The 21,591-nt window shown below is 61.5% G+C and carries 15 protein-coding genes and 1 riboswitch; of the genes, 8 read left to right on the top strand and 7 right to left on the bottom strand.

Annotated elements, in window-relative coordinates:
• Positions 1-130: 130 nt before the first annotated feature.
• The 3 genes from AUC43_RS12550 (at position 131) to AUC43_RS12540 (ending at position 3,542) form a co-directional block, all read left to right on the top strand.
• On the top strand, positions 131-1,063 hold the full coding sequence (locus tag AUC43_RS12550; RefSeq protein ID WP_068194008.1) for an enhanced serine sensitivity protein SseB C-terminal domain-containing protein: 933 nt from the start codon (positions 131-133) through the stop codon (positions 1,061-1,063).
• Between the two features lie 167 nt (positions 1,064-1,230).
• Positions 1,231-2,589 (top strand): M28 family peptidase, encoded by a 1,359-nt coding sequence (locus tag AUC43_RS12545; RefSeq protein ID WP_068194003.1) that lies wholly within the window; start codon positions 1,231-1,233, stop codon positions 2,587-2,589.
• Between the two features lie 182 nt (positions 2,590-2,771).
• Positions 2,772-3,542 carry a slipin family protein gene (locus AUC43_RS12540; RefSeq protein ID WP_068194001.1) on the top strand — a complete coding sequence of 257 codons (771 nt, stop codon included), beginning with the start codon at positions 2,772-2,774 and terminating at the stop codon, positions 3,540-3,542.
• A 42-nt stretch (positions 3,543-3,584) separates the two neighbouring features.
• On the opposite strand, the gene AUC43_RS12535 is transcribed toward AUC43_RS12540, so the two are convergent.
• Positions 3,585-4,442 (bottom strand): DUF2911 domain-containing protein, encoded by an 858-nt coding sequence (locus AUC43_RS12535; RefSeq protein ID WP_068193996.1) that lies wholly within the window; start codon positions 4,440-4,442, stop codon positions 3,585-3,587.
• A 174-nt stretch (positions 4,443-4,616) separates the two neighbouring features.
• Here AUC43_RS12535 and AUC43_RS12530 point away from each other — a divergent pair, with 174 nt between their 5' ends.
• Entirely contained in the window at positions 4,617-6,080 is a 1,464-nt protein-coding gene (locus AUC43_RS12530; protein ID WP_068193993.1) for an SDR family oxidoreductase, read from the top strand.
• A gap of 220 nt (positions 6,081-6,300) precedes the next feature.
• On the opposite strand, the gene AUC43_RS12525 is transcribed toward AUC43_RS12530, so the two are convergent.
• Positions 6,301-8,886, bottom strand: a complete 2,586-nt coding sequence (locus AUC43_RS12525; RefSeq protein ID WP_068193990.1) for a type IA DNA topoisomerase — start codon at positions 8,884-8,886, stop codon at positions 6,301-6,303.
• Positions 8,887-9,141: 255 nt separating this feature from the next.
• Positions 9,142-9,870 carry a hypothetical protein gene (locus AUC43_RS12520; protein ID WP_157781059.1) on the bottom strand — a complete coding sequence of 243 codons (729 nt, stop codon included), beginning with the start codon at positions 9,868-9,870 and terminating at the stop codon, positions 9,142-9,144.
• Between the two features lie 347 nt (positions 9,871-10,217).
• On the opposite strand from AUC43_RS12520, the gene AUC43_RS12515 reads away from it, so the two are divergent.
• The 3 genes from AUC43_RS12515 to AUC43_RS12505 all read left to right on the top strand — a co-directional run bounded on the left by AUC43_RS12515 (position 10,218) and on the right by AUC43_RS12505 (position 12,439).
• Positions 10,218-10,697: a hypothetical protein gene (locus AUC43_RS12515; RefSeq protein WP_068193985.1), complete on the top strand. Its 480-nt coding sequence runs from the start codon at positions 10,218-10,220 to the stop codon at positions 10,695-10,697.
• Positions 10,698-10,998: 301 nt separating this feature from the next.
• Entirely contained in the window at positions 10,999-11,469 is a 471-nt protein-coding gene (locus AUC43_RS12510) for a YsnF/AvaK domain-containing protein (RefSeq protein ID WP_071885905.1), read from the top strand.
• A gap of 115 nt (positions 11,470-11,584) precedes the next feature.
• Positions 11,585-12,439, top strand: a complete 855-nt coding sequence (locus tag AUC43_RS12505) for a YsnF/AvaK domain-containing protein (protein WP_068193982.1) — start codon at positions 11,585-11,587, stop codon at positions 12,437-12,439.
• Between the two features lie 71 nt (positions 12,440-12,510).
• Here AUC43_RS12505 and AUC43_RS12500 read toward each other — a convergent pair whose 3' ends face one another.
• From AUC43_RS12500 to AUC43_RS12485, 4 genes are all read right to left on the bottom strand, one after another.
• Positions 12,511-13,986 (bottom strand): amino acid permease, encoded by a 1,476-nt coding sequence (locus AUC43_RS12500; RefSeq protein WP_068193978.1) that lies wholly within the window; start codon positions 13,984-13,986, stop codon positions 12,511-12,513.
• Between the two features lie 195 nt (positions 13,987-14,181).
• A complete protein-coding gene (locus AUC43_RS12495) occupies positions 14,182-15,201 on the bottom strand; it encodes an LLM class flavin-dependent oxidoreductase (RefSeq protein ID WP_068193975.1) in 1,020 nt (339 codons plus the stop codon).
• 3 nt (positions 15,202-15,204) lie between these two features.
• Entirely contained in the window at positions 15,205-16,236 is a 1,032-nt protein-coding gene (locus AUC43_RS12490; RefSeq protein ID WP_157781058.1) for an ATP-grasp domain-containing protein, read from the bottom strand.
• Positions 16,237-16,690: 454 nt separating this feature from the next.
• Positions 16,691-16,783: riboswitch (SAM riboswitch) on the bottom strand.
• 121 nt (positions 16,784-16,904) lie between these two features.
• Positions 16,905-18,869: a TonB-dependent receptor plug domain-containing protein gene (locus AUC43_RS12485; RefSeq protein ID WP_068193971.1), complete on the bottom strand. Its 1,965-nt coding sequence runs from the start codon at positions 18,867-18,869 to the stop codon at positions 16,905-16,907.
• 178 nt (positions 18,870-19,047) lie between these two features.
• On the opposite strand from AUC43_RS12485, the gene AUC43_RS12480 reads away from it, so the two are divergent.
• Positions 19,048-21,534 (top strand): M1 family aminopeptidase, encoded by a 2,487-nt coding sequence (locus tag AUC43_RS12480; protein WP_068193968.1) that lies wholly within the window; start codon positions 19,048-19,050, stop codon positions 21,532-21,534.
• The last annotated feature ends 57 nt before the right edge of the window (positions 21,535-21,591 follow it).

Raw genomic sequence — 21,591 nt, 5'->3', positions numbered from 1 at the left:
ACGGCAGAAATGGCTCAGCTTAAGGCCCTGATTTGGCCATTTAACCTCCGCAATTGCCCTTTTTCACCCCATCGCAACGCGGTTTTCGCCGTAGATTGCACTTTCAACTCACTCGCTTCGCTTTTCTATTATGGGTCTGCTCGACTTTCTGAAGAATAAACCCGCCGAGGACAAACCGGCCACTCCTGCCCCGGCTGCTCCCAGCACCCCACCCGCCGCCACCGAAAAGCCTGCCGGCGGCCCCCGCTACCAGGGCGCCAAGTTCACGGCTCCCCCCGCGCCCGCCGAGCCGGTCTTTAACATTCCGGAGCCCGAGCCTTTCCCCTTCGAGCCCGAGAACGTGCTGGAACAGCTCCTGCTCTTGGCCGCTACCGACGAAAACGCCCGCCCGGCCTTTTACCAGGCCCTGCTTCAGGAAGAAATTCTGATGATTCTGGCCCCAATGGAAGGCATTGCCGAAGGGGAAGTGGTGCTGGCCGAAGGCCAGGAAATACAGCTCCAGATTCTGTCTGATGGGAAACTGCCCATCTTCTCCTCGGTGCCCCGCCTCACTGATGGCGGCGTCGACAACGGCCCCGTGAGCTACGTGCGCCTGCCTGGCCACGCGTTTTTTAACATGGTGCAGGGCCAGGACTGCGTGCTGAACCCCTTCTCGCCCGCTGGCAAGCTGCTGCCCAAAGACGAGCTGGCGGCGCTGCTGGCCGGCCAGCTCACCGGCCCCCTCTCGCCCGCGGGCGGCGATGCGCAGGTGCTGCTGAGCCAGCCCGCCGAGTACCCCACGGCCGTGGCCGAGGCCATCAAGACCTGGGCCGCGACCCAGCCCAACATCGAAGCCGCCTACTTGGCCCAGATGCAGTTGGCCGACAACCCCGATGTGCCGCGCCTGCTGCTGGCCTTCGTGAGCAACACCCCCGACCCCAGCTTCATGCAGGAGCTCGGCCCGGTGCTGCAAGGCCAGACCGACGCTTACCAATTCGTGGACCTGATGCTGCTGGATGTAAGCTCTGACGAGGGCGTAAACCCCTACTTCCGTCAAGTTGAGCCGTTTTATAAAGCTGGCTAACGGTTGGCCTAAGTCAGCTGTTGTTTCTGGAACGTCATGCTGAGCGAAGTCGAAGCATCTCGCGTGTAATAGTAAATGAATTACTACCCCACGCGAGATGCTTCGACTTCGCTCAGCATGACGTTCTTTTTTCTTTGTTATTCTGCTTCCCGTCCTACCTTCCGTCCATGAAACTCGCTACGCTCCTATTCCTGGCGCCCTTTGCCGCCCTCGCCCAGACCAAACCAGCCCCGCTGCTGCCCCCCGCCGACCCCAAAATCCAAAAGCTGGTCGATGAGATTTCAGCCAAAAACCTGGAGGCCGACATCCGCAAGCTCGTGTCCTTTGGCACGCGCCACACCCTGAGCGACACCCAAAGCCCCACCCGCGGCATTGGCGCGGCCCGCAACTACGTGCGCGATGAGTTCCTGAAGTACAGCAAAGCCGGCGGCGGCCGCATGACGGTCGAGATGGACACCTTCACGGTGAAGCCCGACGGCCGCCGCATCAACAAGCCCGTGCTCATGGCCAACGTGCTGGCGACCCTACCCGGCACCGACCCCACCGATACCCGCATCATCCTGGTAAGCGGCCACATCGACTCGCGCGTGAGCGACGTGATGAACGCCACCGCCGACGCGCCCGGCGCCAACGACGACGGCTCCGGCACGGTGCTGGTGATGGAGCTGGCCCGCGTGCTGGCCGGCCAGAAGTTTCCCTGCACGCTCAAGTTTGTGGCCGTGCAAGGCGAAGAGCAGGGCCTCTACGGCTCCGGGCACCTCGCCGAGCGCGCCAAGAAAGAAGGCTGGAACCTGATTGCCATGCTCAACAACGACATCGTGGGCAACTCGCACGGCTTCGACCCGGTGATTAACGACGACAAGCACCTGCGGGTGTTCAGCGAAGGCGTGCCGGCCAATGAAACGCCCGAGCAAGCCAAGATTCGCCGCCAGCTCAGCAACGAGAACGACGGCATCAGCCGCCAGCTGGCCCGCTACTCGCAGCGCGCCGGCAAGCTCTACGGCAAAGGCCACGAAGTAGTGCTGGAGTACCGCCCCGACCGCTTCCTGCGCGGCGGCGACCACACGCCCTTCAACCAGCAGGGCTTCGCGGCCGTCCGCTTCACGGAGATGAACGAGGATTACACCCACCAGCACCAGGACCTGCGCACCGAAAAAGGCCGGGCTTACGGCGACGTCATCGAAGGCGTGGACTTCGCCTACCTGCGCCGCAACGCGGGCATTAACCTCGCCACCATGGCCAGCCTGGCCCTGGCCCCCGCCGCTCCCGCCAAGGTCGAAGTTCTCACCGCCAACCTCACCAACCGCACCGAGCTGCGCTGGCAGGCCCCCGCCACTGGCGCCAAGCCCGCGAGCTACGTGGTGCTGGTGCGCGAAACCAGCGCCCCCCAGTGGCAGCAGCGCATCCCCGTGAGCGGCCTGACCGCCGACCTGCCCATCAGCAAAGACAACTTCATTTTCGGCGTGGCTTCGGTTGATGCTGCCGGGCATGAGAGCGTCCCGGTGCTGCCGGTGGTAGGCCGGTAGAAGACTATCCATAATCACCAGTCATGCCGAGCGGAGCGAAGCATCTTATCACTGTTGACGGAATCGTTGACACGTGATAAGTTGCTTCGCTCCGCTCGGCATGACTGGTAGTTGCAATTAGGCTGTAATGCCCACACTATCTCGGCGATATATTGACCAAACCTCACCAATCTCCTTCGGTCATGTCGTCGTTCGCCCTACTCCTCATCATTGTTCTTCTCCTGCTTTCCGGCATTCGCATAGCGCAGGAATACGAGCGGGCTCTTGTTTTTCGACTGGGCCGATTCACGGGACTACGCGGGCCTGGTATTTACTGGATAATTCCGTTCATCGAACGCCAGCAAACCATTGACATCCGTACCAAAACCGTTGATTTGGAGCAGCAGGAAACCATTACCAAAGACAGCGTGACCATTAAGGTGAACGCCGTGCTGTGGTTTCGGGTAGTGAACCCTGCCGATGCCATCATCAAGGTGGCCAATTTCAACCAGGCAGTTTACCAGTTGTCCGTCACGGCGTTGCGCAATATCATTGGGCAGCATCAGCTGGATGAGGTACTGCGGGAGCGCGCTCAAATCAATGCGTCGTTGATGCAAATTGTGGATGCGGCCACCGAATCCTGGGGCGTGAAAATTGAGCTGGTCGAAATCAAGGATGTGGAAATTCCGGAATCCATGCAGCGGGCCATGTCCCGCGAGGCCGAGGCCATCCGCGAGAAGCGCGCCCGCATCATCAAAGCCGAGGCGGAATTAGAAGCCAGCATCAAGCTCACGCAGGGCGCTTTGGAGATGGAGAAAAGCCCCATTGCCCTGGAGCTGCGCCGCATGCAGATGCTCTTGGAAATCGGCATCGATAACAACACGACCACCGTCGTGCTCATCCCCTCGGAGTTTACCAATGCGGCCAAAAGCTTCACGCAGATGGTGAACCAGGGCAATAACTCCGCTTCCTGATTAATGCCTTTTTGTTTAAGTTAAATATCAGCCCAGGCAGCTCTATTTCTTGGCGCCAGCAGCAGTTAGCACCTCTTGGTTCAGGCGCGTGTATTCGGTGCGTGAGACCTCATTCTTGTCGGCTTTTACCAGCTCCAACGACTTGTTGGCCGCCTCTATGGCTTCCTTATTCTTGCCTTGCTTCTGTAGCAGCTTGGCTTTCCAGTAGTAGCTATAGTAGTCAGGTTTGGCCTTAATGGCTTCGTCAATCCATCCAATGGCGGGCGTCAGGTCTTTGCCGGTGTTGTAGTAATACTGAGCGGCCGTGATGTAGGGCTTCTTTTCGCCCTTCATGGCCTCCTGAATCTGGCCCATTACGATGCGGTCGGGGTCGGCGGTGATGGGCAGGGCTACTTGCGTGCGGTCCCAACTCACGACGAGGTCGGCCGCGTTGGGCCGTAGGTTCTCGACGGTCAGCGACATGGTTTCGACCGGCGCGGCCAGTTTGGTGGGCTTCGCTTTCACGCGCAGCACGTCGAGGGCCTGCTTGTACTCATAAGTCCCCCACTGGGCGGTGTCGCGGTTCAGGATGAAGGTCCACTCCTTGGCGTCGGGGATGGTGAGCAGGGCGTAGGCGCCGGCGGGCACGGTTTGGCCGTTGATTTTCACTTCCTCGCCAAAGCGCACCTTGGTGATGGTGTTGGCCCCCGTGCGCCACACCGTGCCGTTGGGCACAAGGTTGCCGAAGGCCACCCGGCCCCGCAGCGACGGCCGCGAGTAGGTCAGCTCGATGTACGACGTGGAAAAAGATTGGCGGATGTGCGTGCTGGGGCTCAGCGGCGGCGCCGTGAGCTTGGTTTGGGCCTGGGCCGCGGAGGCCAGCAGCAGGCCCGTGGCGAGAAGGGGGACGAAGTGTTTCATGCGCGCAAAGATGCTGATTAGTCCCTGATGATGCAGCAGTTGCGGCCAGACTTTACTACGTAAGCCCGAACAAGGCAGTGCCCCCGTTGGTATTCTTCCTGGTCGGCCCTCGGCAAGCCGGGCAGCCCGGCCGGCTTCACGGAAAAGCGCCAGCCCTGATTTCTCCTCTGCCGCATGAAAATCCTCCTCACCGGCGCCACCGGTTACATTGGTCAGCGCCTGCTGCCGCTTCTGGCCACGGCCGGCCACGAGGTGGTATGCTTGGTGCGCGACCCGCGCCGCTTTGTGTTGGCCGACGCCCTGCCCGCCGCCTTGCACGCGCGGGTGCAGGTAGCCAGCGGCGACCTGCTCCGGCCCGCCACGCTGGCCACCCTGCCCACCGACCTCGATGCCGCCTACTACCTCGTGCACTCCATGAGCGGGCACAGCGAAGACTTCTTCAACCTGGAGCAGCAGTCGGCCGCCAACTTTGTAGCGTACCTGAACACGACCTCCGCCCGGCAGGTCATCTACCTCTCCGGCATCGCCAACGACGAGGGCCTGAGCGTGCACCTGCGCTCCCGCCGGGCCGTGGAAACGGTGCTGGGCAAAGCCAGTCCAGCTCAACTCACGGTGCTGCGGGCCAGCATCATTATCGGCTCGGGCTCGGCATCGTTTGAGATAATCCGCGACCTGGTGGAGAAGCTACCGGTGATGATAACACCACGATGGCTAAAATCTCGTTGTCAGCCCATTGGCATCCGCGACATCATGTTTTACTTGATGTCGGTGCTGGACAACCCGGCATGCTTTGGTAAAGGCTTTGATGTAGGTGGCCCCGATATCCTTACCTACCGCGAAATGCTGCTGGGGCTGGCCGCCGAGCGGGGCTATAAGCGCTGGATATACACGGTGCCCGTGCTCACGCCGCGGCTCTCCTCGTGGTGGCTGTACCTGGTCACGAGCACCACGTTTTCCCTGGCCCAGAGCTTGGTCGAAAGCCTGCGGAACGACACCGTGTGTGACCCGGCCAAGAGCATCAGCGCCGTGATTCCGCACGAGTGCATGAGCTACCGGGCGGCGCTGGCCCTGGCGTTTCAGCGCATCGAGCAAAACGAAGTGGTGAGCAGCTGGAGCGACGCGCTGAGTTCGGGCACCATGCGCAAGAACTACATGGACGCCATCCAGATTCCGAAGAACGGCATGTTCTTCGACCGCCAGGTGCTGCCCTTCACCCGGCCCGTGTCGGAGGTGCTCGACAACATCTGGAGCATCGGCGGCGAGCGGGGCTGGTACAAAACCGACTGGCTCTGGCGCCTGCGCGGCCTGATGGACAAAGCCGTGGGAGGTGTGGGCCTGCGCCGGGGCCGCCGCTCACCCAACCAGTTGCGTCCCGGCGACCCCCTCGACTTTTGGCGCGTGCTGGTGGCCGACCGCGACGGCCGGCGCTTGTTGCTCTATGCCGAAATGAAGCTGCCCGGCGAAGCATGGCTGCAGTTCCGCATCCTGGACCAGCCCAACGGCGGCCACGCGGTGGAGCAGCTGGCCGCGTTCCGCCCCCTGGGCCTGGCCGGGCGCCTGTACTGGTACCTGATGCTGCCGTTTCATGGCGTCATCTTCAAGGGCATGCTCGAGAATTTGGTGCATTTTGGCGAGTGAGCAGTGAGCAAAAGAACGTCATGCTGAGCTTGTCGAAGCATCTCTCCGGGGCGCCATTTGTCATGCTGACAAAGGAAGCATCTTATCACGTTTGAACGACTCGTTGAGCCTTGAGAAGCTGTTTCGCCAGCTCAGCATGATAGCCGATTAATAACAGCCGAATAAGTTACTGCCGCACGTGAGACGCTCCACTCTGCATGACAGACGTGCTGAGACACTGTTAACCAAACACCGGCACCACGCGCCCTTCCTCCACCTTCAGCGCAGCATCGTACTTCTTCCCCGTTTTGGCGGAGATAAAGCCTTTGATGACACTTGTTTCGCCGCGGCGCAGCAGCAGCTTGAGCTGGGCCTCGGTGAGGGCCTTGCCACCCCATTCGAAGGCCACGCGGAACTGGCAGTCCTCGCGGAAGCGCGAGCAGCCGTAGGCCGCTTTGCCCTTGAGCATGGTGCCGAGCTTGCACACCGGGCACGGAATCTGCCCCGAGTCGGGAGCGGCGCCGGGCTTGCTGTCGGCTACAAGCAGCAGCGTGGGTTGGAAGGCCGTATCGAGCCCAATGGCGGCGTCGAACTTCTGGCCGTCAGCCCCCACAAAGCCTTTCATAATGGGCGTGCGGCCTTTGGCGAGCAGGGCTTTTACTTGCGGGTCGCTCAGCTTCTTGCCGTGCACTTCGGCGGGCAGGCGGAACGTGCAGCCCTCCCGGAAACGGGCGCAGCCGAAAGCCGTTTTGCCGCGCAGCACGTGCCCAGTTTTGCACATCGGGCAGTAGCCCAATCCGTTGCCGCTGGTGGTACCGGCGGGGTTGGCGGCTTTCGCGGCCTTGGTTCCGGTGAGGCCGGCGGGCACTTTACTGCCCGCGGCCGCGGCGCCATTGGCCGCGCCCTGGCTCATGGCCAGCTCCGCACTGCCGGACGTGACCATGCGCCCGCGGCCGTCGGTTTTCACTTCCTGCACCATCTCGCGCACCAGCCCCGTGAGCTCGGCCAGGAACTGCTCCGACGACAGCTCGCCCTTCTCAATCTGGCGCAGCTTGCGCTCCCACTGGCCCGTGAGCTCCGCCGATTTCAGCGTGGGGTTGCGAATCAGCCCAATCAGCTCAACTCCGGTGGGTGTGGGCAGCAGGCGCTTTTTCTCGCGCCGGATGTAGTTGCGCTTGAACAATGTTTCGATGATGGCGGCGCGGGTGCTGGGGCGCCCGATGCCGTTTTCCTTCATGGCCTGGCGCAACTCTTCGTCGTCGATGTTGCGGCCGGCGGTTTCCATGCCACGCAGCAGGCTGGCTTCGGTGTAGTCTTTGGGCGGCTGAGTGATTTTGCTGTCGAGGCGCGGGTTGTGGGGGCCGCTCTCGCCTTTCACGAAGCTAGGCAGCACGGTGCTCACCACGTCTTCCTGCTCCTCGCCACCGGTCTTTGCGTTGGGTGCGGGGGCTGGGGTGGGCGCCTGCTGCTCTTCGGGGTTGCCGTATACCACGCGCCAGCCGGGACTTAGAATCTGGCGGCCGCGCACCCGGAAGGGGCGCTCGGCCGCTTCGGCCAGCACGGTAGTGTTGCTCACCTCACAGTCGGGGTAAAAGGCGGCAATGAAGCGGCGCGTGATGATGTCGTACACGCTGCTTTCCATGCCGCCGCCCGGGCCGGCCGCGCCGGTCGGGATGATGGCGTGGTGGTCGGTTACCTTGGCGTTGTTGAACACCTTGGGCGTCTTCGGAATCTTGGTGGCCAGCAATGGGGCGGTCAGGCTGTCGTAGCCGATGCCGCGCAGAATGCCAGGGATTTTAGCATACTGGTCGTCGGGCAGGAAGGTGGTATCGACGCGCGGATAGCTCACTGCCTTCTTCTCGTAGAGCCCCTGTACAATCTTGAGCGTGTCCTCGGCCGACAGCCCCAGCTGGTTGTTGCACTGCACCTGTAAAGATGTCAGGTCGAACAAACGCGGTGGAGACTCACGAGCTTTTTTGATTTCCACATTGGTGATAACCAGCGGATCAGGCCGCACAGCCTCAAGTGCTTCTTGAGCCTCTTGCTCGGTCACGAAGTAGCCCAGGGCCCGCAGGCGGGTCTTCTCGTCGGGAGCATCTTCGGCGTCCTTGGCCTGCTTGGGTGGGGCAATGTGGCTGAACATGGTGCCTCGGTATTCGGTCCGCAGCACCCAGTACGGCTCGGGCTTGAAGTTCTGGATTTCGTGCCAGCGGTCTACCAGCAAGGCGAGCGTAGGGGTCTGCACCCGGCCGATGCTCAGCAGCTGCTTGTCTTGGTAGGTGGTGTACTTGAGCGTAAAGAGGCGGGTGGCGTTCAGGCCCAGGAGCCAGTCGCCCACGGCGCGGCTTTTGCCGGCCTGGTAGAGCTTGTCGAAATCCTTGCCGTCACGCAGATTGGCGAAGCCCTGGCGGATGGCTTCCTCGGTGAGCGACGAAATCCATAGGCGCTTCACGGGTTTGCGGCACTTGGCTTCCATCAGCACCCAGCGCTGAATCACCTCCCCTTCCTGGCCGGCGTCACCGCAGTTGATGACTTCTTCGGCCTCGTCCACCAGCTTCTTGATGGTGTGGAACTGCTTCACCACGCCCTCGTCGCGGCGCATGAGCTTGATGCCGAACGAGTCCGGAATCATGGGCAGGTTGTGCAGGCTCCAGCGCTTCCACTCGGGCTGGTAGTCGTCGGGCTCCTTGAGCTGGCAGAAGTGCCCGAACGTCCAGGTGACCTGGTAGCCGTTGCCCTCAAAGTAGCCGTCCATGCGGCGGGTAGCGCCTAGTACGTTGGCAATTTCTCGGGCCACGCTGGGCTTTTCGGCAATACAAACCTTCACTGACTTTTTGTTGATTTAATGGATGCCGCTGATAGATAATGCAGCATCGTAATCAACAAAGGTAACCGGAGAAAAGGTCGGTTTTAGAGGCGAGAGATGCGCCTAACGGGACGGAAGAAATTAGCCACCTTTCTCGCCTCAGCTACTCGATGTGAGATGTGGCTAGCCAGGCCTAGCGCCATACCGCCCAAGCTGCTTTCGCCGCCAGCAAAGCGCAGTTCGGCCTTTCGAAATTCAGTTAGGTTGTCTTGCGGATTACACCACCTCGGCCATCGCCGCCAGTAGCTCGCGGTGAATGGTTTGGGTCAGGTAGCGGGCTTCGTCCACGCGGGAATCGTCGTAGCGCTGGGCTTCTTCGGTATCGGCGGGAGGCGCCAGTTGGCGCAGCTCGGCCAGGGTAGCGAGGCGGGTGAGGGTCTGCTGCACCGGGCCGTCGAGGCGGGTGCGCAGGGCCGCCACCAGCGTGGCATCGGCCATGCGCACTGCTTGCAGGCGCAACAGCTCCTGGGCCACCAGGGCCAGGTCTTTCAGCAGGAGGCCCTCGGCGGGGCTGAGCTCGCGGCGCTGGCGGTCGAGCACGCACAGGCTGCCCACGGCCAGGCCGTCGGGGGTGCGCAGGGCCTGCCCGGCGTAGAAGCCCAGGTTCATCTGCTGTGCCACGAGGGGGTTGACCAGCTCGCAGGGTTCGGCCACGATGTCATCAAACACGGTGAGGCCGTCGTTGAGGATGGCCACCGAGCACATGCTGTCTTCGCGGTTCACCACCAGGGCTTCCGGCAGGCCCGCGTTGCCGATAAACACTACATCGGCGGCGCGCACCAACGACACCAGCGCAATGGGCATGTCGAAGAGCTTGGCCACTACACTCACAAAGTCGTTGAACAGCTCCTGGCCGGGCGAGCCCAGCACCTGGTAGGGCTGCAACGCCTCCATGCGCTTGTGTTCGTGAGAAGGAATAAGGCCGGGGTATTTTATCGTATCCATAGTAAGCGGGCAAACCGAGTACGCACTTGTCCTGCTGTTGACTGAATGCTTCCGGCAGAACTACAAAAGTACACCGGGCTTGCGCAAGCGGTAGGCACCGTTCGGGCAATTAACTATCAACATTGTTCATTGCTACTACCCCAAGCCTTAGGGGAGGCCGAAAGTTTTCAACCCGCCCCTGCCCTATCCAAACCTGGCGAGGCGCAGCTCAGCAAGCGGCGCCGGAAGCATGGGTACTTCCTGCAGCGCAATACTTTGCCGTCCGAGTGTGGCCATTGGGTTCGCGCCGGGCGCGTAAAACCGGGCGCCACCCCAGCCGTAAACCAAGGCTCATCCACTCCCTCGTCATGGCCGGAATCGTCGTTGGATTATTCACTAGTAGCATCGAAGCGCAGGCTGCCGTTGAGCAGCTGCTGGCGGCTGGTTTCGAGCGCAGTCAGCTCAACCTGGCCACCCGGGATACGTTGCGAGGCCAGCACCTGACCACCGACGCCGCTGCGCCCACCGAATCGGTTGAGGACGGCGTCGTCCGGTTTTTCACCGACCTTTTTGCGGGCAATGAGAATGCCGAAGCCCAGGCCCACATCGCTGCATCCGGACCCGATAGCGCCGTGCTAACCGTGAATACCGCCACTGATGAGCAGGCACAGCGGGCGGGCGGCGCCCTCAACGCAAACGGCGCCGTCGACGTGTACCGGCAGGCGCAAAGCCCTGGCAATGCCGCCGCCAGCAGCGCCGCCGAGGATGACATTGTGGACCTGGAAGGCAGCCTTTCCCGCGTGCGCGACGACGACGAGCTAGATGCCAATGGAGTCACCACGCACTAGGCGAAGGCGAGCAAGAATAATCAAAGGAAGGCCCCAGCCGCGGGAGCGGCCCCGCTGCGAACGACAATAAATCTTTAATAAGATTTTGCACTGTCCGGCGCTGCTAGGCGCTGGCTAGCAGGCGCTGCCTTTGCTCGGCTTTAGGCATTTTAACCTTTTGATTTGCAATTATCGCACTGCGCCGTCTCAGCCTGGTTCGCCACTGGCGGTGCCTTTTTTAGCGCCAGTGGCCGCCGACCTTACAGGGGCATGGCCGTTGGGAAAAATCACCCGCGCTTCAGCGAAGGCCGTATTCTAGGCCATGTCTCCAAACACCCCCGAATTCCTCCCCTCGTCGGGTACGCCCGAGTTCCTGCCCCGGACCATTCCGGTCATCGAAGAAGTAGCCCACATCGAGAAAGAAGTGGTCGAGACGGGTACGGTCACCGTGCGCAAAACCGTGCACAATGAAACCCAGACCGTGAACGTGCCCACCAAGCACGAACAGGTTTCGGTGGAACACGTGCCTGTGAATCAATACGTAGAGGTAATACCTCCCGTGCGCCACGAAGGCGATACCATGATAATTCCGGTGTTCCGCGAAGAAGTGGTGGTGACTACCCGCATCCTGCTCGTGGAGGAAGTGCACGTGCGGAAGCAGGTAGTTACCACCAATACCGCGCACCAGGTGGAGCTACGCCGCGAGGTCGTGACCGCCGAGCGGGTAGCCGCGCCAGCCGCTGGTTCTGCCAGCCCCACTTCCGGAGCGCCCACTAGCTCCCTCCCCTCCTAGCCTTCCCATTCCTATCCTTCCTTTCCACATTTTCAGTTAGTTACTTATGGCCCAACAAACAGTAGTAGGCTTGTTCAACAGCGCTTCAGAAGCCCAACAAGTCGTCCAGAAACTTATGTCCGCCGGTTTTGTAAGCAGCAACGTGGACATAGCCGCCCAAGACGCCCAGAATGCCCAGCACATGACCGCGAGCAGCACCGGCACCAACCATAACGACCCCTCCGATTTCCGGAATATCAGCGGCACGGCCGCCGAAGGCGCCGCCGATGCCACCAGCCGGGCCACCGGCAAAGCCGAAGACGGCATCAGCCGATTCTTCAGCAATCTGTTTGGCACCGACCACCAGGACACCCACGCCTACACCAACGCCACCCGCAGCGGCCGCTCGGTGGTAACGGTACACGCCGCTTCGTCGGAAGAAGCCGAGCGCGCCCGTGATATCATGGATGGCAACGGTGCCATCGATGTGCGCGAGCAAGCCACTGCCCAAGGGTATGGCATGACCGGCGCCCAGGGATTCGCGGCCAACAGCGGCACCGCCCAAACCGCCACCGGCCAGCAAACCGGCTCGCTGCCCATCATCGAAGAAAACCTGCAAGTGGGAAAGCGCGTGGAGCAAACCGGCGGCGCCCGCATCCGCAGCCGCATCATTGAAAAGCCCGTGGAAGAGCACGTGCGCCTGCGCGAAGAGCACGTAAACGTGCAGCGGCGCGACGTGAACCGCCCCGCCACCGAAGCCGACTTTGCCGCCTTCAAAGAAGGTGAAATCAAAGTAACGGAGCAGGCCGAGCGCGCCGTGGTTTCCAAAGAAGCCCGCGTAGTGGGCGAAGTCAACATTGGCAAGGAGGTGACCGAGCGCGACGAAACCGTGCGTACCACCGTGCGCAAAACCGACGTGGACGTGCAGCAGCTCGGCGCCACCGACACCCGCACCGGCAACGTGGACAATGACAATCGTACCAACCGATAATTTACCTTAACGGTATAGAAAAAGGCAGCTGAGTAATCAGCTGCCTTTTTTTATACGCGTTGGGCTAGGCGTTAAGCCACCGCTTGGGGAGGAACTTGAGCGGCTGCTTCTTGAGCCAGCCGCAGCTTGCTGTGCTTTTTGCCGTAGCCGTAGTATATCGCCAGCCCAATGGCCAGCCACACTATCAGGCGCAGCCAGGTTTCGCCGGGCAGCGAAAACATCATCACCAGGCACACGATAATGCCCAGGATGGGCACCACCGGCACCCACGGCGTGCGGAAGCTGCGCGGCGCGTTGGGGTTGGTGCGGCGCAGGATGAGCACGCCCAGGCACACCATCACAAAGGCCAGCAAGGTGCCGATGCTCGTCATCTCGCCCACCACGGCAATGGGCACAAAGCCGGCAAACAAGGCGATGAACAGCCCCAGCAGCAGGCTCGACTGAAACGGCGTGTTGAAGCGCGGGTGCACCTTGGAAAACACCGGCGGCAGCAGCCCATCCTTCGACATGGAGAAAAACACCCGCGACTGTCCCAGCAAATCCACCAGAATTACGGAGGTGTAGCCGATAAGAATAGCCAGGATTACGGCCGAGCTGAGCCAGGCGTAGGGCGTTTTTTCAATGGCAATGGCCACCGGCGCCGCGCTGTTTTTGAACTCGGTGTAGTTGGCCACCCCCGTGAGCACGTGGCCGAAAAGCACGAACAACACCGTGCACACCGCCAGCGAGCCCAGGATGCCAATGGGCATGTTGCGCTGCGGGTTCTTGGTTTCCTGCGCCATGGTAGCCACGATGTCGAAGCCAATAAACACGAAGAAAATGACGCCGGCCCCGCGCAAAATGCCGCTCAGGCCAAACTCGCCAAACTTGCCGGTATTGGCCGGAATGTAGGGTTGGTAGTTGGCCGGGTCGATGTATTTCCAGCCCAACGCAATGAACACCAGCACCACGGCCACCTTCAGGGCCACCACCAGCGCATTGAACCACGCCGAGCCCTTGGTGCCCCGCGTGACGATGGCTGTGATAGCCAGCACAATAAGCATGGCCGGCACGTTGACAAAGCCCGACACCACCGAGCCATCGGCCAGGGTGGCTTTTTCGAAGGGCGACATCACCAGTTGCGCTGGAATGTGCAGTCCATACTTGCCCAGGAACTTGATGAGGTACTGCGACCAGCTGATGGCTACCGTGGCCGCCCCTACCGAGTATTCCAGTATCAGGTCCCAGCCGATTATCCAGGCGAATAGCTCGCCCATGGTGGCGTACGAATAGGTGTAGGCACTGCCCGAAACGGGCACCAGGGACGCAAACTCGGCGTAGCACAGCGCAGAGAAAGCACAGCCCACCGCGGCCACAATGAAAGAGAGCGTAACGGCTGGCCCGGCATTATTGGCTGCGGCAATGCCTGTGAGGGAAAAAAGGCCGGCGCCAATGATAACCCCGATGCCAATGGCAATGAGGCTGATGCCGTTGAGGCTGCGTTTGAGGGTGTTGGCCCCCGTTTCGGCCGCTTCCAATCGAAGCAGCTCCAGTGATTTTTTGAGCATGTAATTTGTGAGTACGCGCCATAGGCACGTTAAGTACTAATGCGCATTAATGCGCCTAAAGAACCGTCATGCTGAGCGCAGCCGAAGCATCTCGCTGGCAGTAATAACCCAAACGTGAGAATTACTTGCACAAGCGAGATGCTTCGGCTGCGCTCAGCATGACGTGCTGGTGTTTGGCAATCCGAAATTGCCGGACTACGCTAAAACTTGAATCACCGACTCCGAGAACCGCTCCATTTCCTCAAGCTGCGGGCTGGCCTGCAGCAGGAAGAAATCCACGCCTACTTCTTCGAAGGCGCCGATGCGGTCCTGAATCTGGGCCGGCGTACCAGTGAGGCCGGTGCGGAGGCCGCGGTTCGACACCGAGTAATCGTGCAGCGACACTTGCTGCTCGAGCTGGGTGCCGGCCAGCCACTGCTGGTAGTTGCCGTAGCCCGCGGCTGAGGACTTCACGTTGGTAATGCGGTCGAGCTCCTTCTTCACGTCCTGGTCGTTGTCGCGCACGATGGTGTAGCCAGCCACGCCAAACCTCATGGGCGGCAGGCCTTTCTGCTCGCGGCGGCGGCGCATGTCGGCGATGCGGGCCCCAATTTGCTCCGGCGAGTCGCCGTGCATCACGTAGCCGTCGCACTGGGTCGAAATCAGGTCTTTGGCCGCTTCCGACTCACCGCCGGCGTACAGGAAGGGCGCCTTAGCGGGCTTGGGCTGCAGCACGTTATCGGCCACCTGGTAGTACTTGCCGTCGTAGCTGAAATGGTCCTGCTTCCACACGTTGGTCACCACATCGAGCCACTCGCGGGTGCGGGCGTACCGGTCGTCGTGCTGCTCGAAGTGCAGGCCGTACTTGGTGGCCTCGTCGCGCCACCAGCTTGATACCACGTTCAGCGACAGCCGGCCGGGCGCAATCAGGTCGATGTTGGCGGCCTGCTTGGCCAGCTGCGCGGGGTTGTGGAAGGTGGGGCGCACGGCCACCATGATTTCCAGCTGCTCGGTCACGGCGGCCAGTGCGGCAGCGGTGCTCCAGGCTTCGAGCGAAGGCGCTTCCTGGCCCTTGATGTCGTTGAGGTACAGCTCGGCGATGAGCGTGAGGTCGTAGCCGAGGGCCTCGCTGCGCTGCGCCAGTTTCTTAACGTAGCTCCAGTCGGTGGGCATCTGCTCGTCTTCCACGTTGCGCAGCCAGCCCCCAAAAATGGGCATCCAATATCCGAATTTCATGGCTTAGTGTATTGATTCCGTGACAAGTTGTGGAGCTGATGTGGCCGTGGTTGTGGCAGCTGATTGGGCTGGGGTGCCAGTACCGGGAAGCTGGGCTTCCAGGTAGTCCACGAAGCGGGCGTAGGGGTCGAAGCCGACCACGTTCACGGCGTCGGCCACGAAGTTGGACAGGGCGTTGATGTCGTAGAAAAGCACGTCGCCGGTGCGGTCGTCGATGAGGTATTCGATGCCGCCCACGTCAATTTTGGCGGCGGCCACGATGCGCTCCACAGCGGCAATCACCTCGGCGGGCGGCGTGAAGGCTTCCACCTGAATGCCTTTTTTGGGTGCTTCGGTTAGGCAGAACTCCGCCGACTGCTCCTCCGGAATCTGGCAGATTTCGGCCGGGCACAGGTTGAAGCTCTCGCCGGTGGTAAACACCTTCATGGCGTACAGGAACTTGCCATCCAGCGTTTCCACGCGGTGGATGTTGCCGCCCCGGGGCGTCACGTATTCCTGCACCAACGCGGTTTGGTCGATGCCCAGGTCAATCTGGTTGTTGTCGACCGCCGCCTGCAAGCCTTCCAGCGTGTCGAAGCGGATGATGCCCGCGCCGCTGCCGCCGATGTTCACCTTCACCACGATGGGGAAGCGCAATTGCTGGGCCGCATCGACCGCCCGCGAGGCGTGATTTATCACAAACGACTTCGGGTATTTCAGTTCCAGCGACTCAAACAGCGAGAGCTGGCGGGCTTTGTTGGTTTCGATGGCCGTGGCCGCTGAACCGTTGATAATGCGCGTGCCGATGCGCTCAAGGTGCGTCGCGTAGCCCGCGGTGTGGAAAATGCCCTGCCCATGGCCCCGCAGGTAGGCCGAGGAACTCATCCGGTTCACTACCAGGCTGTAGCCACTCTCCTTCTCGGAAGGGTCGAAGAGGTGGTGGGCGGCGTCAATTTTCTCGTAGGCTAGCCCACGGCGGTCCAGCTCCGCAAAGAGTGGCTTAAACCATTCAGGGTGCTCGAAATAAATGCCAATGGGCTTTTGGTTCAGCGACATATCAAAAGAGTTAGTTGAAATAAATGTGGTGAGAACAGCAGTCCGCAACCAGATTAGGCTGGGCTGCGGCTACAAAAAATCAAGTAAAAGCAGGGTATGATGGGCCGGAAGAGCCTTCCATTCGGGGTAGCCGAACCTTGCGCCGGCGCTTGCTCAATTTTGGGCCACAACAGCGCAGGTAGTTCGACACGAAGCCGGCTGCGCGCACAGCGGAGCAGCCGACAGCAACCCAGAAATAGAGGAAATGAACGCCGCGGGGGCGGCGGTACAGCACACGCAGGCTCCCAGCCTGCGCTACCGCCTGCCTACCCGCGAAGAAACGCTCGGGGCAGGCGGGCTAGGCCAGACAACAACAGCAACAACAGCCCATGCCAGCCCAACGCATGACAGCGGGGCGAGCAGTAACAGCAGCAATCGGAAGGGGGAGGTTGTTGGCAGCGTCCACGGCAACTTGTTTTTATATGGTCAGGAATTGGCACCTTGCCCGCGGTTGCGGATGGTTGCCGGCGCTTCATTGAGCCTGTCTCTCAGCGCCTCTGTATAAAAACAATCCTTTAGGGAGAAAGAATTGATACGGCAAAGATACAGCAAAGCCCCCGATATGTTCCAAATCGGGGGCTTCAATTGTAAAAAGTGCGGGTGGGGATGCGCTAAGGCGCATTTCTCATCTACCGCTGCAGAGCCAGCCGCAGGCCGCCCATCAGCCAGCGGGTGGGCATCTGGGCGCCCAGCAGGTCGGAGTACTTCTCGTTGAACAGGTTTTGCACCTGCCCCGTGAGCCAGAGTTTCTTGGGCAGCAGCGCTACTTCGAGGCGGGCATTGAACACCACGTATTCGGCGGCCTGGCTCCGGCTGATGGCGGCCACGGCGGCGCTATTGCGCTGCTTCCACAGGCCGCTCAGGCTGCCGTTTACGCGGTGGGAAGTGAGGCTGACCGTGCCCGAAATCACCTGGCGGGCAATGTTGGCCAGGTACTGCGAGGCAATGTTCTCGTTGTTGGTAACGCGCACGTTGGTGTAGCCCACGCTGCCATCGAAGCGGGTTTTGGGGGTGAAGGCGTGGGCCCAGCTCAACTCCGTTTCCAGCCCCTGGGTGGTTACCTCAAACAGGTTCTGGGCGAAACGGTACGTGCGGGAGCCGGACAGGTTGGTGAGCCCCGTCACGTAGTAAATGTGCTCACCGGAATCGGGCACGTAGTCTATCTGGTTGTTGCCTTTGCGCACGAAATAGGTAGCCTTGGCCGTGAGGCCCGGCAGCGGGCGCACGTCGGCGCCCAACTCGTAGTTTACCGTGCGCTCGGCTTCTAAGGCGGGGTTGCCCACGTTGAAGCCGTTGGGCACAATGCCGGCCCGGCCGTTGGAGGTGTAGCGCTCCGTAAAATCAGGGGCACGGATGGCCCGGCCCACGGCCCCGCGTATGGTCAACACCTCCCCTATCTGCTGGCTCACGTTAAGCTGGGGCACCAGCTCGGTGCCGTAGGCTTGGTCGTGGTCGAGGCGCAGGCCGCCGGTGAGGGCGAGGCTGGGCGTGAGCGTGACGGCCACCACTCCAAACGCGGCGTAGTGCCACTGGGCGTGCGTGCCCCGGTCGTTGCTGACCACGGCGCGGCGGTCGGCCTGTCCGCCCAGGGTGGCGCGTACCTTGTCGGAAAACTGCTGCTGGTGGCTCAGCAGCACGTTGGTGTAGTGGGTGAGGTGGTCGCTGGCCGCCGACGTGGGCGTGAACACGTAGTAATCGGTGCTGCGGCTGGCCGATACCTGCGCCTCGGTGCGGCTGCGCTCGTTGTGCTGGTAACGCAGCTGGCCCTGGTACCAGTTGCGGTTGGTGGTTTCGCGGGCCTGGTCGGCGGGGTTGGTGGTGTAGAAATACTGGGCGCTGTAGTTGCGACGGTCGAAGCTGCCGCGGGCGGCCAGGCTGAGCTTAGGGGCCAGCTCGTAAGCGGCGGAGACGGAGTACGTTTTCAGGCTGGCATCGCTGCGCAAGGTGCTGGGGTAGTCGCGCGGCTGGCCGTCGGTGGTGTTCAGCAGGATGCCGCCGCCCACGCGCAGCTTGTTCTTGGCCAGGAAGCCGCCGGTGTTGGTGTGCCACAGGTTCCACTCGCCGCGCATGGTGGTGCTGGTGAGCTCGGCTTCGTCGCGGCGCTCGGTGGCGGCAAAGGTCTTGGTCACGATGTTGATTACGCCGCCCACGGCATCGGGGCCATACAGGGCCGCGCCCGCGCCGCGGATGATTTCAATCTGCTCAATTTCGGCAGGGGTGATGGGCATATACGCGCCGAAGTGGCCCGAAAGCGGGTCGTTGAGCCGCATGCCATCGAGCAGGAATAGCACCTGGTTGAAGGTGCTGCCGCGCAGGCTTACGTCGGCCTGAGCCCCGAAGCTGCCGCGGCTCTGCACTTCCAGCGCGGGCAGGCAGCGCAGCAAATCGTCGAGGGAATTGACGGGGTAGCGCGCCACGCTGGCCCCAGAAATCACCGTCACGGCGTGGCCGGTCTGGTTTACGGGTTGGCTCAAGCGCGAGGCGTACACCGTGACTTCGCGCAGCGCGCGGCTGCTGTCGGCGGGCGTCTGGGCCAGGGCATTAAGCGTGGGAATGGCGAGGAAAAGCGGCGTGAGGGTACTAAAACGAAACATTGGGAAATAGTGAATGCGGCCACAAACTTACGCGCCGACTTGGGCTGGCCGCTCCACCGGGATTTGCAGCATGGTCGGCGGGAGCTCACCAATTACATTCGTGACTGGAATTGGCAACCTTGCCCCGGCGGCCGAGTCCTTCGCGCGAATCCTTATTTTTATCAACTTCTTCTTTTTCATGAAGCACCTTTTAGCGTTGGGTCTGCTGGGCTTGGTAGCCGAAGCACCGGCCCTAGCGCAGACCCCCACCACCCCCGCTGCGAAAGCGGAATCCCCCTACCGCGCCTCGGCCACCAAAATCAACGACCTGGTCCACACCAAGCTCGACGTGCGTTTCGACTACGCCAAGCGCTACCTCTACGGCAAGGAATGGGTAACCTTGAAGCCCCACGCCTACCCCACCGACTCGCTGCGGCTCGACGCTAAAGGCATGGACATCAAGACCGTGGCTTTGATGAACGGCGACCAGCAGCAGACCCTGAAATACAACTATGCCGATGGCATGAACCTGCGCATCAACCTTGGCAAAACCTTCAAGCCCGGCGAGCAGTACATCATCTACATCGACTACACCTCCAAGCCCGATGAGCTGAAGGTGAAAGGCAGCGCGGCCATCACCGACGCCAAGGGCCTGTACTTCATCAACCCGGACAGCGCCGTGAAGGGCAAGCCCGTGCAAATCTGGACGCAGGGCGAGACCGAAGGCTCGTCGGCCTGGTTCCCCACCATCGACCGGCCCAACCAGAAAACGACCGAGGAAATCAGCATGACCGTGCCGAGCAAGTACGTCACGCTCAGCAACGGCGCGCTGGTGAGCCAGAAGCCCGCTGGCCCTGGCCTGCGCACCGACACCTGGAAGATGGACCTGCCCCATTCGCCCTATCTGTTTATGATGGCGGTGGGCGACTTCCGCATCACCAAAGATTCGTGGCGCGGCAAGGAAGTGAGCTACTACCTCGAGCCGAGGTACGCGCCCTTCGCCAAGCAGATTTTCGGCAATACGCCCGACATGCTGGAGTTTTTCTCCAACCGCCTCGGCGTGGAGTACCCTTGGAACAAATACGCCCAGATTGTGGCCCGCGACTACGTGAGCGGCGCCATGGAAAACACCACCGCCACGCTGCACGGCGAGCAGGTGCAGCTCACCGACCGCGAGCTGCTGGACCGCGAGTACACCGGCGAATCGGTGATTGCCCACGAGCTGTTTCACCAGTGGTTTGGCGACTATGTGACAGCCGAATCCTGGGCCAATATCACCGTAAACGAGACCATGGCCGACTTTTCGGAAGGCCTCTACGCCGAGCACAAGTACGGCAAGGACGCCGCCGATGCCCACTACTACCGCTACCTGCGCCGCTACCTGAGCTCGCCGCGCGATGCCGCCAAGACCCTGGTGCGCTTCCACTACGACGAGCAGGAAGAGGTATTCGACCTGGTGAGCTACCAGAAAGGCGGCGCCATCATGGACATGCTGCGCACCTACCTGGGCGACGACGTATTCTTTGCCGGCCTGCAGAAATACCTTAAGGACAACGCCTTCGGCAACGGCGAAGCCCACCAGATGCGCCTGGCCTTCGAAGCCGTATCGGGCCAGGACCTGAACTGGTTTTACAACCAGTGGTACTTCGCCCCGGGCCACCCCGTCGTGACCATCGACTACGCCTGGGACGCGGCCAAGAAAGTGCAGTCCGTGACCGTGAAGCAGACCCAGCCGGGCCAGGTGTTCCAGCTGCCGTTTGTTATCGACTACTACATGGGCGGCAAGGTGCAGCACCAGCCCGTGACCATGACCGAGGCCACCCAAACCTTCACCATGCCCCTCGCGGCCAAGCCCGAGCTGGTGAACGTGGACGCCAACAAGAAAACGCTGTGGATTAAAACCGACAACAAGCCGGTGGGCGAGTCGGTGTATCAGTACAGCCACGCGCCCCTGTTTGTGGACCGCCGCGAGGCCGTGGATGCCGCCGCCAAGGCCCAGACCACCGATGCCGCCGCGCGCAAAATGTTGCTGGCCGCCCTCAACGACAAGTTTTACGGCGTGCGCCTGGCCGCCATCGAAGCCCTGAAAATGGACGACAAATCCGTGGCCAAAGCCGCTGCCCCGGCCCTGCGCAAACTGGCCACCAAAGAGAAAGACCCGTTTGTACTGTCCAGCCTGCTCACGGTCCTGGCCAAGGCAAAGGACAAGAAAGACGAGAAGTTCTTCTCCAAGCAGCTCAACAGCCAGTCGTACAACGTGCAAGGCGCGGCCCTGCGCGCCCTGGCTACCGTGAAGCCCTCAGAGGCCCTCGTTCAGGCCAGGAAATATGAGAACGACACCCACGGTGCCCTCACCCAGGCCGTAACGGAAGCGTATGCCAAGAACGGCACCCTGGCCCAATGGCCTTACGTGCGCGACAAGTTCGACGCGGCCCGCATCCAGGGCAAGTTCAACTTGATGGAGCCCATGGCCGCCATGCTTGGCCGCCTCGACGACCCCACGGCCCTGTCCGAGGGCATCGCCCGGTTGAAGGACCTCGGTGTGAAATACAAATCCTACGGCGCCGACAAGCCCGTGATTGGTTTGCTGCAAGGCATCGTGCCCGCCAAGACCGGCCGCGCCAACGCCGCCGAAGCCCAGCAAGCCGTGGAGAAGGCCGTAGCCGAAATTCAAGCGGCGAAGTAATCAGCTTTTATCCACTACCAAAAAGCCCGGCGACTCTAGCAGTCGCCGGACTTTTTA

This window comes from Hymenobacter sedentarius (genome assembly GCF_001507645.1).
Taxonomy (GTDB): Bacteria; Bacteroidota; Bacteroidia; order Cytophagales; family Hymenobacteraceae; genus Hymenobacter; species Hymenobacter sedentarius.
The sequence above is the reverse complement of the archived record's forward strand: the minus strand, read 5'-3'. Positions and strand labels throughout refer to the sequence as shown.